General features: G+C 38.4%; 9 protein-coding genes. 1 reads left to right on the top strand and 8 read right to left on the bottom strand.

The genetic code is table 11. From position 1 onward, the window contains the following. Window positions 1-137: 137 nt before the first annotated feature. The 3 genes from D8837_RS05225 to pbp2b all read right to left on the bottom strand — a co-directional run bounded on the left by D8837_RS05225 (window position 138) and on the right by pbp2b (window position 11,338). Complete coding sequence (locus tag D8837_RS05225) at window positions 138-8,216, bottom strand: Ig-like domain-containing protein (RefSeq protein WP_125456409.1); 8,079 nt, start codon at window positions 8,214-8,216, stop codon at window positions 138-140. 457 nt (window positions 8,217-8,673) lie between these two features. Then, on the bottom strand, window positions 8,674-9,270 hold the full coding sequence (gene recR, locus D8837_RS05220; protein WP_000966754.1) for a recombination mediator RecR: 597 nt from the start codon (window positions 9,268-9,270) through the stop codon (window positions 8,674-8,676). A gap of 10 nt (window positions 9,271-9,280) precedes the next feature. After that, window positions 9,281-11,338, bottom strand: a complete 2,058-nt coding sequence (pbp2b, locus tag D8837_RS05215; RefSeq protein WP_125456407.1) for a penicillin-binding protein PBP2B — start codon at window positions 11,336-11,338, stop codon at window positions 9,281-9,283. Window positions 11,339-11,528: 190 nt separating this feature from the next. On the opposite strand from pbp2b, the gene D8837_RS05210 reads away from it, so the two are divergent. Continuing rightward, the gene (locus D8837_RS05210) at window positions 11,529-12,380 is read left to right on the top strand and encodes a MurR/RpiR family transcriptional regulator (RefSeq protein ID WP_125456406.1); all 852 of its coding nucleotides are present in this window, start codon (window positions 11,529-11,531) and stop codon (window positions 12,378-12,380) included. 61 nt (window positions 12,381-12,441) lie between these two features. On the opposite strand, the gene D8837_RS05205 is transcribed toward D8837_RS05210, so the two are convergent. The 5 genes from D8837_RS05205 to D8837_RS05185 all read right to left on the bottom strand — a co-directional run bounded on the left by D8837_RS05205 (window position 12,442) and on the right by D8837_RS05185 (window position 16,157). Then, window positions 12,442-12,792 (bottom strand): type II toxin-antitoxin system RelE/ParE family toxin, encoded by a 351-nt coding sequence (locus D8837_RS05205; protein WP_125456405.1) that lies wholly within the window; start codon window positions 12,790-12,792, stop codon window positions 12,442-12,444. Further along, complete coding sequence (locus tag D8837_RS05200) at window positions 12,782-13,069, bottom strand: hypothetical protein (RefSeq protein ID WP_000951987.1); 288 nt, start codon at window positions 13,067-13,069, stop codon at window positions 12,782-12,784. Before D8837_RS05200 ends, D8837_RS05205 begins: the two co-directional genes overlap by 11 nt. Window positions 13,070-13,165: 96 nt before the next feature. Further along, window positions 13,166-14,050, bottom strand: coding sequence for an ROK family protein (locus D8837_RS05195; RefSeq protein ID WP_125456404.1), 885 nt, complete (start codon window positions 14,048-14,050; stop codon window positions 13,166-13,168). Window positions 14,051-14,067: 17 nt separating this feature from the next. Further along, window positions 14,068-14,985 (bottom strand): dihydrodipicolinate synthase family protein, encoded by a 918-nt coding sequence (locus tag D8837_RS05190; protein WP_125456403.1) that lies wholly within the window; start codon window positions 14,983-14,985, stop codon window positions 14,068-14,070. Window positions 14,986-15,053: 68 nt separating this feature from the next. Next, the gene (locus D8837_RS05185) at window positions 15,054-16,157 is read right to left on the bottom strand and encodes a Gfo/Idh/MocA family protein (RefSeq protein WP_000241736.1); all 1,104 of its coding nucleotides are present in this window, start codon (window positions 16,155-16,157) and stop codon (window positions 15,054-15,056) included. Window positions 16,158-16,183: the final 26 nt, after the last annotated feature.

Below are 16,183 nucleotides of genomic sequence, written 5' to 3'. Positions count from 1 at the left end.
GTAAATATTTACCAGTTTTTAACGAATGATAAAACATCTATTTTTAGAAAATATTTGTATATTACAGAAAAACCAATGACTTTTACATCATTGGTTTTCTACTGTATAAATGTATAAACTTATCAGAAAGATTTTAATTAATCTTCTTTCTTCTTACGAGCTACAAGACCAAATCCACTCAAGACTCCAAGAAGTCCAAGTGCTGCAAGGCGAGCATTATCTTCTGTACCAGTATTTGGCAATTCATGTTTATCTTCAGCTTCCTTAACTGCTGTTAGTCGTACTGGCTGCGCTGGAGTTGCTGGTACTTCTGGTTTAGCTGGGGTTGGAGTTGGCATCTCAACTTTTTGGAAGATATGTCTGATATTTCCATTTGAATCTGTCACAGTCTTCACATATTCATAACCTGAAATTGTTCCTGGCTCTTTAGAACCTGGTTCAGTTGGTTTCAATGGATTTCCTTTTTCATCTGTCCAAGTTGTTGTAGTTTGTCTACCTGGATTTGGTTGAGGAACAGGTGAAGGCGTTGGAGCTGGTGGCGTTACTTTTTCGTAAACATGTTCAACATCTCCGTTCGGAAGTGGTTTCGTTTCTACGAATCGGTAGCCTGGGATATCTTTCTTAGGTGTTTTACCTTCTTCTGTTGGAGTATTTGGAATTGGATTTCCATCTTTATCCTTGAAGAATGTTTTCACTTGTTCGTAGATGTGTTCTGTATCTCCATTTGGAAGTTCCTTAGTTTCTACGAAGCGATAGCCTGGGATATCTTTCTTAGGTGTTTTACCTTTTTCAGTTGGAACTTTTGGAATTTCATTCCCATCTTTATCCTTGAAGAATGTTTTCACTTGTTCATAGATATGACGAGTATTTCCATGCTCATCAGTGATTGTTTCTTTATATCTATATCCTGGGATTTTCTCACTTGGATGTTCTCCATCTTTACTTGGGAATCCTGGAATTTCTTTACCATTTTCATCTACGAAGTCTGTTCCTGGACGGACTGTCGGAGTGTATTTAGCAGCAATTGTTTTTCCTGCTTTATCTTTTCTTACAACAGTTACACCTTCTCCAGTTCCTACGTAATCTTTTTCTGGAGTGAATGTTACTTTACCATCTTTATCGATAGTATAAGTTCCTTCGCCTTCAACAACCATAGTAGTTGATCCATCAGAGAATGTTGGTGGTACATTTAAATCAACATCCCCTGTGAACTCTGGAGTTTCAGATTGAGGAGTATTCTTAGGTCCTTCTGTAGTTTTGTCTACAGTCGCTGTTACTGGTGTTACTGTTGGAGTGTATTTAGCCGTTACTTCTGTTCCGTTCTTATCTACACGTTGTACAGTTACCCCTGTAGCTGTTCCTAGGAATTCTGGTTCTGGTTTAAATGTTACTTCTCCAGTCTTAGGATCAATTGTGTATGTTCCTTCCCCTTCAACTGTTACAGAATCAACTGGATCACCTGTCTTAGGATCGATTAGTTTCGCTGGTACATTCTTATCAATTTCAACAGTTTGTTCTTTACCATTGATTTTAACTGAACCACCATTGAATACTGGTGTTCCTTTTTGAGTTTGACCTTTAGGTCCTACTGATGTTTCATCTTCTCCAGTTGGTGTTACTGGTACTACTTTTGGAGTATACTTAGCTGTTACTGGCGTTCCATTCTTATCTACACGTTGAACTTCTACACCTTCTCCTTTTCCAGTAAATTGTGGTTCTGGTTGGAATTTAACTTTACCATCTTCGATTGTGTATGTTCCTTCTCCAGGAATTACTACTGGTTCATCAGTTGGTTCTCCTGTTTCTGGATCAAGAAGTTTAGGTGCTACTGTTTCATCAATCTCAACAGTTTTTGGTACACCATTAACCGTTACTGTTCCACCTTTGAATTCTGGTAATCCTGTTTGTGTTTTACCTTGAATATCTTTAGATTTAGCTGGTGTTGCTGTTGGTGTTACACCTTTAACTTTAGGTGTATATTTCGCCTGAACTGTTGTTCCATTCGTATCTTGACGTTGAACAGTTACTCCTGTTGCTTGACCTGTGAAGTCTTTATTTGGAGTGAATGTTACATTACCATCTTTGTCGATAGTATAAGTTCCTTCTCCTTCTACTACAACTTCATCAGTTGGTTTTCCTGTTTCTGGATCGATTAATTTGGCAGGTACTGTTCCATCAATCGGAACTTCTTTATCTCCACCTTTAAATACTGGTGTCCCTATTTGAGTTACACCTTGTACATCTTCTGATGTTACGTCTTCTCCTGTTGGTTTAACTGGAGTTACCGTTGGAGTGTATTTAGCTTTTACAGGTGTTCCGTTTGTATCTTCACGTTGAACTTCTACACCTGTAGCTGTTCCTGTAAATTGTGGTTCTGGTTGGAATTTAACTTTTCCATCTTCGATTGTGTATGTTCCTTCTCCTTCTACTACAACTTTATCAGTTGGTTGTCCTGTTGTTGGATCAATTAGTTTTGGAGCTTTTGTTTCATCAATCTCAACAGTTTTTGGTACACCATTAACCGTTACTGTTCCACCTTTGAATTCTGGTAATCCTGTTTGTGCTTTACCTTGAACATCTGTTGTTTTAGCTGGTGTTGCTGTTGGTTTAACAGGTTTAATGTTAGGTGTGTACGTAGTTCTTACTGGAGTCCCGTTCATATCTGCTGCTTGAATAGTTACCGGCGGAACTTTTCCTACGTATGTTTTGTCTTCTGGTGTGTATACTGCAACTGGATCTTTACCAGGCTCTTTTACAAGAGTATACTTACCGATTACTTTATTAGGATCTTTTGGATCTTTTACAACTACTTCATCAGTTGGTTTTCCATTTTCACCTACTAATGTAACTGAACCTGGATTAATCGGAACTGGATCTGATTTAATTGGGTTTCCAGCTGGATCTTCTAAGTCTGCAGTTCCACCTTTGAACGTAATTGGTTGTTTTTGAGTTGCACCTTGTACATCAGTTGATTCAGCTGGCTTAGCCGTTGGTTTAACCCCTACGATTACTGGAGTATAATCAGCTGTTGCCGGTGTATTGTTTTTATCAACACGTTGAACTGTTACTGGTTGTACTGGCCCTACATAACTTTTATCTTTTGGTGTGAATTTCACTACTCCTGTAGTTGGATCTAAAGTATACTTACCAATTACATTTCCTTCTGGATCTTTCGCTGGAAGTTCATTTGAAGGAACAGGTTGCTTCGTTTCTGGATCAAGTAGTGTTGCCGGTTTATCGTAATCGATTGGCACTGCTTCATTTCCTGGTTTGAAGTAAGGTTTACCATTTTGCTCTTGACCTTGCACTCCTGTAGTCACATTATCGAATCCTTCTGGTACTACTGGTTTAACAATCGGTGTGTATTTCGCAGTAGCTGGTGTTCCGTTTGTATCAACACGTTTTACAGTTACACCTTTAGCTACACCTGTGAAGTCTTTTTCTGGTTGGAATTTAACTGTTCCATCTGGATCTACTGTATAAGTCCCTTCTCCTGGTACTACTTTTGTAGTCGTTCCATCTTCAAATGTTGCAGGTACTTTCTCATCGATTGGGAATTCATCGTCCCCTGGTGTAAAGACTACTTTACTTTGTTGAGGTTTTCCTTGAAGGTTTGTAGTAGTTTTATCTTGTCCTTCTGGTACTACTGGAGTCACAGTTGGAGTATAAGTTGTTTCTACTTTTGTTCCGTTTTTGTCTGCAGCTGTTACTTTCGCTGGGTCTGGTGTTCCAGTAAAGTCTTTATTCGGTTGGAATGTAATCACTCCAGTTTCTGGATCTAAAGTATAAGTACCCACTTCTTTTCCATCTTTAAGAGCTGGCATTGTTGTGACTTCATTACCATTTGGATCTACAAGTTTCACTGTAGATTTATTGATTGGTGCTGATTCGTCACCTTCTTTAAACATTGTCGTTGCATCTTGAGTTTGTGGTTTACCTTGTTTTCCACTTGTTTCTTTTGGTTCTGCAGTTGGTTCTACTTCTTCCACTTCTGGAGTGTAGTTTCCACTAGATGTAACTTCAACTTTATTTCCTTCTGAGTCTGTTGCTGTTACAGCTACTTTAACCTCTACTCCTTGCGCTTTACCTTTGAAGCTTGGTTCTGGTGTGAAGGTGACTTTACCATCTTTATCGATTGTGTATGTTCCTTCGCCCTTTACTACAACTTTACCTTCTTCATCAGCACCTTCTAGTGAGTACTTAGCTGTAGACCAGTCTACATTTGTGCCATCTGGAGTGTTAGTTCCTGTGTTTAATTCAGAGAAACGATCTTTTCCTGATTTAGATTCTTGTGTTTGTCCTTGTTTTCCTTTAGTTTCATCACTTGATGGTTTAACACCGTATACAGTTGGTGTGTAAGTAGTTGAAGATTCTACTACTACTGGTTGACCATCATCTCCTGTTAAGGTTACATTAGCTGAAACTGTTAATGGTTTAGCCGTACCGATAAATCCTGGAGCTGGTGTGAAGTTCACTTTACCTGTGTTTTCATCAATTTCATAAGTACCTTCATCAGTAGTTACAGAACTTACTTTTTTACCTGATTCTGGATCAACTAGTTTGTAGTCAGATACTTCTGCATTATTTGGTAAACCAGTCTTGAATCCTGTTTCCATTGAATCAGTTTGTTCTTGACCTTCTGCTCCAGAAGATTTTTCAGGTTTAGAGACCACGATGTAGTAAGTTGTTTCTGCAACTGCGTCTTCTGTAACTTCTCCTGAATCTGTTTTTCCTACTGTTGGAGTTGTTACAACACCGTTTGAGTCAACAGCTCTTACTGTTACTTTGTAACTTCCATACTCACCTAGAGTATATGCTGCAATTTCTGGATTTGCTAAGTTTTTCTCAGCTGCTGTTTTTAATGCTTCACGAGCTGTTTCTACAGCTTTTTCAGCTGCAAGAGCTTCATCACGAGCTGATTTTACTTTTGCTTCTACACCAGGTAATGCTGCTTTTGCTTTATCTAACTCAGCTTTTAGTGATGCTTGTTGTTCTTTTGCTGCTTTTAATTTTTTCTCAGCTAAGTCTTCTGCTGTTGGTGAAATTGTACGTAGATGTAAATCATCTACTGCTTTTTGTGCATCCTCTACAATTCTATCTTGACGGTCTACTAATTCTTGAAGTTTAGCTAATTCATTTGCTGTACCTTGAGCATTTGCTACAGCTTCTGCTGCTGCTTTTGTTTTTTCTGCTGCAGCACGTTGTGCTTGAATATATGCTTTTTCTTCAGCTTCTGCTAAGTTGAATTCTTTTTTCGCTCCACTTGGTGAAGTTACCGTTAATTTAGTTTTAATTGTCTCAGATTGAGCATCATCTGATTCATCATCGATTTTATCTTCAAATGCTACATTTGCTTTTGGTGATTTCAATAAGTCTACAGAGTTTCCTTGTGTATCTGCGTAACTTGTTGATGTCCCCGCTGGTTTGTCGTTTTGGATAGATGCTACATCTGTACTTGATGCTTCACGATATGCTACATATCCTTTAAATCCTGAATCTGTAGAAATCTTCCATCCAGCATTTGATTTTTCAGCAGTAACTGTAGAACCATCAGAAGCAGTCCATGTGTTTGTTGCTGAATCATAAGTTACAGTAACAGTAACTCCTTTTGTATCAGCTGTTTGTGCTTTTGGTAATGAAGTAACTGTACGAGTTATATCTCCTACTGCTGTTACTTCACCATTTTTACGAATTTCAGCAATTTTTTCTGTTAAAGTAGCTGCTGAAGATGTTGTATTCCATGTGCGAGTGAATTCGTAAACGATGTAATCCACACTACCATCTGCTTTTGCATCTGTATAAACACGACGTTCTGTTAATGTTGTAGTTCCATCTCCATTGTCTTTTAGGACATAGGCATCTTCATTTGCAAGAGCATATTTACCAGTTGCACTATTAAATGTAGCTGTATATTCTTTATTATTTGCATCTTTCACTTTCACAACTTCACGTTGTAAGTCCGCATGAACTTTATCAGTAGTTGCTTTCGCTACAATACTATCTACCCCAACATATTGTGTAGAATCTGAAGTAACTGGAATATTAATTTTAGAATCTGCTGTTGCTGAAGCATCTCCTAATTGATCTCCTTCTTTTACAGCTGTATTAGTAGTTCCTGCAGCTACAGTCCATTTACCGTCTTTTACAACTAATTTTGTAACTGTTCCATCTGGCATCGTAATTTCTGCTTTATTAGCACCATTAGATACTGTTACAGGAACTTTTGTTGCATAAGCTTCTACGTTAGATACTGTAACTTTTGGTGCTACTGCAATCGTAATATTTTCATGAGCTTCTTGACCATACATATTCCAATCCTGATTTTTCGCATTGGTTGTATTATTATAGTCTTTGGCGTAAACAGTTGCTGTATAAATTCCAGCTTTTGACGCTGTTCCTGTAATATCTCCAGTTTTTGGATCATAATTTAATCCTGGTACAACATCATTTATCGGAGTTTTACTTCCCGTAAATTTACCGTTTATGGCTGTATGGGCTGTGACTGTTTGTGGTCCGTTCTGGGTATTTACTTTAGATCCATCAACTGCAGTAAAGGTTGCTCCATTCGTGCCTCCAGGAGCCGTTTTTGAACCGGCAACAACTTTTTCTCCATTACTTCTGTATACATAACCAGCTCTTTCATCACGACTCATTCCATCGTTATCAACATATTTAATATTATGGTTCACTTCATCTCCAATTGTGACCATTGTAGATGTACCTTTAATTAATGGAGCTGTTGAGTCTTGCCATCCAATCCATCCAGCTGTTAAGTCACGGAAAGTAACTTCTTGAGTAGCTCCATCTTTCTCTACAGTTACAATATAGCGCATGTCATATACACCGTTTTGAAGAGTAGATGCTACGTATCCTTCTACAGTATCTGTTTTTTCATTATATCCTGTACCAGGAACTAAGTTACTTAGTTGGATATCTTTAATTTTATATCCCGCAGCTTCTGCTTCTGGTGATAATGTGAAACGTTTTTTAGCATCAGTGATATATACATAGTGGTTTCCTTGCTCATAAGTATAACCATAGATTTCTGTAGCTAGATACTCATAAGCACCTCCTGCACCCCATATTGTATTCCTATTAGTTTTTCCTGTAGCACGAAGTTTCCCTTTCCATAGAGCAGCTTCACGACCAAGTTTCTGAGCTTCTGTTTTTGATAAAGGAATATCAGTACGACCACTTATCCCTGCTTGTCCACTATTAGCCGCAGCTACATCTGTATTGTCTGATTGATATCCATGAACATAAATTTTATAGTTATTGTTACCATCTAAAACTTTGTAAGATTTACCTGTTGCTGTAGCGAATTCACCATTTTCTTTTCTTAGTTCTGTAGAAGCAGCTGTATACCCTTCATTAGCTGAAAGAGCTACTGCAAACTTACCATCACGACCGATTCCTGCATTTTTCAACTCATTGTAGACTGCAAGGATTGATTCATTAAGACGTTCCAATTGTGCATCTACCTGCTCTTTTGTAACACTCTTATCAGCTAGAAGAGCCTTAGTCTCAGTTAGAACCGCTTGGTTTTTAGCAACTGCTGCTGTAACTGCCGCTTTATTTTCTTCTTTGACGTCAGCCTTAGCAAGTTCAGCCTCAGCCAATTGATTGGTTACTTCAGCTTCTGATGATACTTGTGTAAGAGTTGTTGTTGCTACTGAAAGTACTTTTTCAGCTGGTGTAGCGTTTCTTTCTGCTTCTTCCTTTGCTGCCTTATATTTATCAGCTTGTTCTTTTTCTAAACCTAATTTATTTGACTCAGTTACAACTGTGCTCAAAGATGATACAGTTTCTGCCTGTACATCTAAATCTGCTTGACTAGCATCTACCTTTGCAAGAGCTGCTTTAGCTGTTGCCAATACTTCTTTAGCTGAATTCACTACTGAAGCATCCGCATATTTTGCAGTTGCAAGTTTAGATTCTAAAGTCGCGATACTTGCTTCAAGTATTGCCTTGTTGACTTTTTTAGCCTCTTCTGCTTTCACTTCAGGTTTTACTTCTGCAGTATTCTGATTATCTTTTTCAGCTGAAGTTGCTGCTACTGTAGTTTCCGCACCTTGTACTTCCGTAGCTGATACTGCTCCATTTCCAAGGAACATCAATCCAGCTGCAATAGCTACTGATGCTGCACCGAAACTATACTTACGAATACCGTAACGAATGTACTTTTCCGTTCGAAAATCTTTCTGCTTGTCCTTCATTTTTGACAAATATCCTCCATAAAATAGTCTGTTTATTAGCGATATTAATGGTCAAACTAGTACAGAAAAAAATCCCTCTTATTTTCTAAAATATTTTGAGGACTATCTTTCAGATAGTAGCAGTAAATACCATTAATATTCATAGTCATTTTATCATTTTTAAGTTCCTTTAGCAATAAATATAGTAACAAATAAATACTTATTTTCTATATCAAGATTATAAACGTACATTAAACAAAAAATCCTTTAATCTACAAAACTTTTTCAATTCAAAAATACGCATTTTCATAACTTTAGGAATTAAAAAAGAGAGCCTACGTGGAACTCTCCAGATTTTTAACATTAATCATCCAATTACAGTGAAAAAACAAAAGCAATCCATAAAAAATATTTTGTGACTCCCTTGTTTTATATCATAATTAGTCTATTAGCTAATAAAGTGATTATTTGTCAAATATTATAATTCTGTTCGATTTTCAATCGCTCGTAAGAGTGTGACTTCATCTGCATACTCAATATCTGCTCCGACAGCGAGACCTCGTGCCAGACGAGTTACCTTGATACCAGCTGGCTTGAGCAAACGTGAAAGATACATAGATGTCGCTTCCCCGTCTGCTGTAGCATTGGTTGCTACGATTACCTCTGAAACTTCACTATCCATAAGACGAGTCATGAGGCTCTTGAGATTAATATCATCCGGACTGATACCATTCATAGGAGAAATGAGACCATGCAGAACATGATAGAGTCCATGATATTCTTGAATATTCTCCATGGCTGCCACATCACGACTATCCTCTAGCACCAAAATCGTTGTCTGGTCACGAGTCGGATCGGTACAAATGGAGCAAGGGTCATCATCTGTCAAACGACCGCAGATGGAACAATAGGTCAACTCTCGCTTAGCAGAAAGGAGATTTTTTGCAAATTCATTGACATCATCATCAGACATCCCAATTGTATAAAAGGCCAGACGCGTAGCCGTCTTAATCCCGATACCTGGTAACTTAGAATAACTATCAATCAGCTTGGCAATGGGTGTTGGATATAACATAATTCCCTTTCTAATTCATTGGATGATATTGTTGATAAAGATTGATGATATCACGCGCGATCGAAGGCCCGACACCATTTGACAAATTTGTGTTATGAGGAAAGACTACTGCAACAGCAATTTGTGGATTATCGGATGGGGCGTAGGCGACCGCATTAGTATTAGTTGCTTTCTGACCATCTGCCACATAACTCTCGGCTGTACCCGTCTTTCCACTGATCGATACCAGGGCACCATTTGAAAAGGCACGGCCAGTTGTCAAACCACTAGTTCCATGTGCAACCTGATAGAAACCTTGGTGTAAGATGCTCATATCAGAATCAGATATATTGACTTTATTCATCTCTATCGGTTGAAGCTGCTGAATCAGATTGCCTAATTCACCCTTATCATTATTGCCATAAATACCTTCAACAATACGAGGAGCCACACGAACACCTTCATTTGCAATAGTTGCTACATACTGAGCCAATTGCATTGGGGTATAGTTATCAAACTGCCCAAAGGCATTAGTAATATAATTGGCAAAATCATACTCTTTGGGAATAAATCCAGTAGATTCATCTGGTAGGTCAATCCCGGTCGCAGCCCCCAAGCCATATTCGCCAAAGGTTGAACGTAATTTCCCCATAGCAGATTCTAGATTACTAGTTCCTACAAACATATTGGGTTGATAAGTTTGCCCCATAAGACCTAAGGCTGTTTGGACCATATAGGTATTGGATGAATACTCCAGAGCTTGAACCGCCGTTATCTGCATTGGTCCCGAAAAAGCAGTATACCAAGAATTAATAGGAGATGAACCTTGGAAAACAATGGATTGCTCCGTTAAGGTTTGATTCCCTGATAAGACTCCATTTTCCCAACCAGAGCTGATAGTTGCAGCCTTAACAACCGAACCGGGTACAAAGACATTGGTTACCGTTCCCAAGGAATCAGGCGTTAACTCTCCCGTTTTCAAGTCATGTTTGATCCCTGACATAGACAAAACAGCACCTGTTTTTGGATTTAGAGCAACTGCATAGACACCTTCTGAATACTTGGCTCCACCATTCCCCAACTCTGAATCGAAATAACTTTTCAGCAAAGCATCCACGCTATCTTGGAAGGCCAAATCAATGGTCAGTTTAATATTATTTCCTTTGGTACCATCTTCGATATTTTCGACACTTTCCATATTGCCATACTTATCTAGATGAATTTCCTTCACCGAGCGTTTTCCTTGCAAAGTTTCTTCATATTGTTTCTCTAGATAAGAGGTGCCAACCCGATCATTTAGAGAATATCCCTTTTTAATATAAGCATCTGCTTCTTCAGCCGGAAGACCAGCTTTTTCACTAGATACACTTCCTACTATAGACGAAAGAGAAGTCTCTAGAACCTTTCGATCCCACGAAGTTGAAATACTGATACCAGGTAATTCCTTAGATGAAGAAGCAATTAAAGCAATTTGAGTATCTGTCAAGTCATCCGTTAGAATGGTTCCTGTCGCAAAATTTTCAACAGCATTGAGTTGACTAAAAAGGTAAATTTCTTTCTTTTCGTCATCCGTGTAGTTAAACTGATTTGTTTGGATACTTTCGACTGCATTGTTATAGAGTTCTGATTCTGATAACTGATTACCATCTGAATTCAGACGTTTATCTTTTGGGAGAGCTTCCACTGTTTGTTTGTAAATTTCAGGGTCTGCCAAATAATAGTCTGCAAGTTGACGATCTGTAACATACAGTGAAGTAAGGTTTACATAACCTAATAATTTTTTAGCAATATCTTTCAAATCATTAGCAGTCACCTTATTATTTCTAGTAAAAGAAACCACTTGTTTAGCTGTACTCTTAACCAAAGGCTTGCCGCTAGCATCATAAATTTCGCCCCGAGCCGAACTAGTAGTCACCTTTGTTTTACTGGCAGATGCTAATTTTGTCTCATAAAAATCCTTGTTCAAAACCTGCATATAAAGCAGGCGACCAATGATGGCCATAAAGAGCAAAATGACAATCGAAAACAATAAATTAAGCCGAATCGGAATCGAATGGCTATCAAATTTTCTCATACAAATCAGTCTCATTTCTATTTTAAGTCTTACTCTTAATTGTACCATAATTTGAGAAGAAAATTATGGAAAAGGAAAAAGCTTTTTTCCTTTTTACGGGAAAATACGATTTTATTTATCTATCCCTATATTATATGATATAATAAACGTAAAAGTTCGATGACTCAGTCTTTTTCCAATACGACTCATTTAAAGGAGCCTTTCTATGGACAAACCAGATATAGCAACCATCATTGATTCCCACTTTGAAGAAATGACCGATTTAGAGCAAGAAATCGCTCGCTATTTTTTACAAACAGAAACCATTGTAGATGATTTATCTTCTCAGCAGGTTACTCAAAAATTACATATTTCTCAGGCTGCTCTGACCCGCTTTGCTAAAAAGTGTGGTTTTACAGGTTATCGAGAATTTATTTTCCAATACCAACACCAAGCAGAGAAACAAGACACCCATTCTCACAAACACAGTCCACTGACAAAACGAGTCCTCAGAAGTTATAGCAATATGCGGGAACAAACACAGGACTTGATTGACGAAGTCCAACTAGAACGAATTGCCCAGTTAATCGAAGATGCTGAGCGTGTCTACTTCTTCGGAACAGGGAGTTCTGGCCTCGTAGCTCGTGAAATGAAATTACGCTTCATGCGTCTAGGTGTGGTCTGCGAGGCTTTAACCGATCAAGACGGTTTTGCCTGGACAACCAGTATTATGGATGAGAATTGTCTCGTACTCGGTTTCTCACTTTCTGGCACAACTCCTTCTATTTTAGATAGCCTATTAGATGCCAAGGAGATGGGGGCAAAGACTGCACTCTTTACAAGTGTTCCCAATAAAGATAGCCAGGCCTATACAGAGACTGTTCTTGTAGCCACCCACAGTCAGTCATCCTACATCCAACGAATATCCGCTCAACTTCCTATGCTCTTCTTTATCGATTTGATTTATGCCTACTTTTTGGAAATCAATCGTGAAAGTAAGGAAAAAATCTTTAATAGCTATTGGGAAAATAAAAAACTCAACGGCTATCGTAGACAAAAACGTATCAGAAAATCCTAGTTTGGCTTAGCCAAACTAGGATTTTTATTCATCACCAAACACACCTCTTCTAGATTATGAGTTAGTCGTATCTTGATTTAGTCTTAAATAATTTCATATAATCACTTTTTGAAGGGAGTAAATAAGAAAGCCTGACGGTATCCTCAACAATTGTATATAATACGATGTAATCCTTACTCAAGGTCAATCCTCGCGTTTGATAGTGAGGATCTAATTTTTTACCAAATTTTTCATCGGCATCAAATCCAGCTTGGGGGAAAATTTCTAGCCGATTAATATCTTTTCTAATATTGGCTACTTTTCGTCTCGCAGCCTCTACAGAACCGATTTCCTCTGCTATATACTGATATATTTTATCCAGACTATCAATCACTCTAGGAGAATACAAAATCCTATATCTTTTATAATCCATAGCGTGTCACGACATCCTCATCTGTCAAGTAATTTCCAGCCTCAATCTTGGCATAACTTTCTTGAACTTCTGCTTGTAATTGTCTAAACAAATACTCCTTCTCTAATTCCTCTTCACTCAGTAAATCTACTTCATTTGTTACGGCAACATTCTTTAAAAATAATCTGAGTGCCGATGAAAGAGAGAGATTTTGTTCTTTTAACACTTCCATGGCATCATTTACTAATTCTCTATTAGCTTGGAAGGTCACAATTTTACTTGAATTTGCTATAGCCATTTTATATAACTCCTTTATATATTTTATTTATTATCTCACAATTATAAAGAAAGTCAAGGGAACTTGATTAGAAAATCCTAGTTTGGTTGAACCAAACTAGGATTGTTTTGTCTTGAAATGATAATAAGCACCCAACATACCTGCTGTATTTTGGTGATGGGCAAATTCTAATCTCGTCTTATCAGCCAGACTTGGTACCAAAGCATCTTTCAAAGCTTTTCGAATTTTAGGTTTGAGGATAGCCTCTTGCCCCATGATACCGCCACCGAGAATGACCACTTCTGGATTAGCAACGTAGCAAATATTTGCCAGACCTTTTCCTAGATAGTCTACCATGCGGTCAATACCAGCCATACAAATCTTGTTACCTTCAGTGGCTTCCTTAAAGATGCGTCGGCCATTCCACTGATCAACTGGATCTCCATGACCTGCTGCTACATACTCCACCAAGGCTGTCGTAGAGGCCAAGTCTTGGAAATCTCCATCCTGCATATGCATATAACCAACTTCGCAGGCTGAATTACTAAAACCATGGAAGACTTTCCCATCCATAATCAAGCAACCACCGATACCGGTTCCAATAGTCAAGCAAAGTGTCACACTAGCTCCCTTGCCTGAACCAGATACCGCTTCAGCAAGACCTGCACAGTTGACATCATTTTCAATCTCACAAGGAATAGTAAAGCTAGTCTCGATTTCCTTCTTGAACTGAGTTCCTGCATAGTTAGGAATCTGAGGGCCAGCATAGAAAATTTCCCCCTTATCAGGATCCACCATCCCAGCAGAAGAAATAGCAACTCCTGCTACTGGGCCTTTTTCTAAATAGCTGGCTACAATATCTTTGGTTTTTTGTAAGATATGAGGTCCACCCTTATGCGCCTCAGTTGGCATTTCATGCGATTCAACAAGTTGTCCTTCTTGGTCAATCAAACCATATTTGATATTTGTTCCACCGATATCAATTGCAACGTAGTGTGTCATAAATACCTCCTTATGGATTAGAGGAAGCGCTCCTTGGTTTCACGAATCAAGGCTGCAGCTGCTTCTACAACTGGACGATCTTCTTCAGTCACTGGTGTCAACGGTGAACGAACAGAACCAATATTCAATCCTTCATTGATCTTCAAGACTTCCTTAATTACACCGTACATATTTCCATGTGCAGCAGTCAATTTGCCAATGATTGCATTGATAGCGTATTGCAACTCACGCGCTGTTTCTAAGTCTTTGTCCGCAATCAACTGATTGAGTTTCAAGAAGAGTTCTGGCATAGCACCATAAGTACCACCGATACCAGCTTTAGCACCCATGAGACGGCCACCTAGGAACTGTTCATCTGGACCGTTAAAGACAATGTGGTCTTCTCCCCCAAGACTGACAAAGGTTTGGATATCTTGAACTGGCATAGAAGAGTTCTTCACACCGATAACACGAGGATTCTTCAACATTTCAGTATAAAGACTTGGAGTCAAAGCAACACCTGCCAATTGAGGAATGTTGTAGATGACATAGTCTGTGTTTGGAGCTGCAGAACTAATATCGTTCCAGTATTTAGCGACTGAGTATTCTGGCAAGCGGAAGTAAATTGGTGGAATCGTTGCAATGGCATCTACACCCAAGCTTTCTGCATGGCGAGCAAGTTCCATACTATCTTTAGTATTATTGCAAGCAACATGGGCAATAATGGTTAATTTACCTTTGGCAACTGCCATGACTTCTTCCAAAATCAACTTACGATCTTCAACGCTTTGGTAGATACATTCACCAGAAGAACCATTAACATAGAGACCTTGAACACCTTTATCAATGAAGTATTCCACCAAGGCACGCGTACGCTCTGGACTTACTTCTCCTTGATCATCATAACATGCGTAGAAAGCTGGAATGACACCTTCGTATTTTTTTAAATCTGACATAGATTTTCTCCTAACTTATTTCCGAAATGAGGGGAGAAAATAAATTTTTCATCCCCTTTAAATTATATTTATTTTACAATTTCTGACAATTTTACTTTACGATCTTCGAACATAGATTGAGTACAAGCATCTGCAGTAGCAATCGCTTCTAGAGCAGCTTCACCTGTCAACAATTTTGCAAATTCTTCTGATACTGGGGCTCCTTGCATAATCTCATGCAGATAGCGCATTTCTTTGTCAATGACAGATGATAACCATAATGGAGTACGTTTACCTGGTTTGCCATAAGCAATTGCTCCGTCCATCTCTGTACTATGATAGATACGAGTCCGATCATCATCTTCTTCTTGCGATTCATGAATCAAGAAATAACTTTCTTGTCCATCTAGCTTAAGAGTTCCTTTACAATTGAATAAATCTAAGCGGATAGCACCTTTTGTTCCTTGAATTAAGACATAATGTTCACCCCAACGATAAGCTGAACCCCATTCTAACAAGGCAAAACGCTTATTAGAAAATTCCATATTGACAAAAATCATATCATCTTCATCACCGAAATTTTCACCTTCATGGGCTACATTTCCACCTGTCATGGTTACAGTTTCAGGCATACCACCCATAAGAAATTGCACGCAATCCAATTCATGGATGTGGTGATACAAGTGACCACCTGATTTTTCACGGATTTTTTTCCATGATACTGATGGTTGTTGTTCTTCCCAACCATTACGAGCTGTGTGACAGTATAGAACGTCTCCGATGACTCCTTGATTAATGAGTTCTTTTGCATGATGGACACCATTAAAGAAGTTCATAATATGTCCTGCCATAAAGGTTACATTGTTTTCTTTACATGCATCTACCATCTCGCGACAATCTTGATAAGAAAGCGCAATTGGTTTTTCACAGAAAACATTTTTACCATGTTGTGCGGCCTTAATAACTGGTTCTTTATGAAGATTATTTGGAGTTGCGACAATAACACAATCTACTTCATCGCTAGAAACCAACTCATCTAAGGAGCTTGCTACTTTTGCTCCCAATTCTTCTGCAATTGCCTCTGCATTATCTGGATCATAGAGAAGAGTAATCTCTGCTCCATCATTCTTTTGCATATAACGAGCTAACTCAGCTCCAAAATATCCTGTTCCAACAACACCATATTTAACCATGTTTTTCTCCTTTATTATTGAATAAA

Source organism: Streptococcus mitis (assembly GCF_003942965.1).
GTDB lineage: Bacteria > Bacillota > Bacilli > Lactobacillales > Streptococcaceae > Streptococcus > Streptococcus mitis_BH.
This window is presented reverse-complemented; position numbering and strand designations above follow the sequence as displayed.

What these genes read in the sequence shown, in the direction of transcription:
- D8837_RS05210 (WP_125456406.1), top strand. Translation starts at nt 11,529, where the DNA reads ATGGACAAACCAGATATAGCAACCATCATTGATTCCCACTTTGAAGAA.
- D8837_RS05200 (WP_000951987.1), bottom strand. Translation starts at nt 13,069, where the DNA reads ATGGCTATAGCAAATTCAAGTAAAATTGTGACCTTCCAAGCTAATAGA.
- pbp2b (WP_125456407.1), bottom strand. Translation starts at nt 11,338, where the DNA reads ATGAGACTGATTTGTATGAGAAAATTTGATAGCCATTCGATTCCGATT.
- recR (WP_000966754.1), bottom strand. Translation starts at nt 9,270, where the DNA reads ATGTTATATCCAACACCCATTGCCAAGCTGATTGATAGTTATTCTAAG.
- D8837_RS05185 (WP_000241736.1), bottom strand. Translation starts at nt 16,157, where the DNA reads ATGGTTAAATATGGTGTTGTTGGAACAGGATATTTTGGAGCTGAGTTA.
- D8837_RS05195 (WP_125456404.1), bottom strand. Translation starts at nt 14,050, where the DNA reads ATGACACACTACGTTGCAATTGATATCGGTGGAACAAATATCAAATAT.
- D8837_RS05205 (WP_125456405.1), bottom strand. Translation starts at nt 12,792, where the DNA reads ATGGATTATAAAAGATATAGGATTTTGTATTCTCCTAGAGTGATTGAT.
- D8837_RS05225 (WP_125456409.1), bottom strand. Translation starts at nt 8,216, where the DNA reads ATGAAGGACAAGCAGAAAGATTTTCGAACGGAAAAGTACATTCGTTAC.
- D8837_RS05190 (WP_125456403.1), bottom strand. Translation starts at nt 14,985, where the DNA reads ATGTCAGATTTAAAAAAATACGAAGGTGTCATTCCAGCTTTCTACGCA.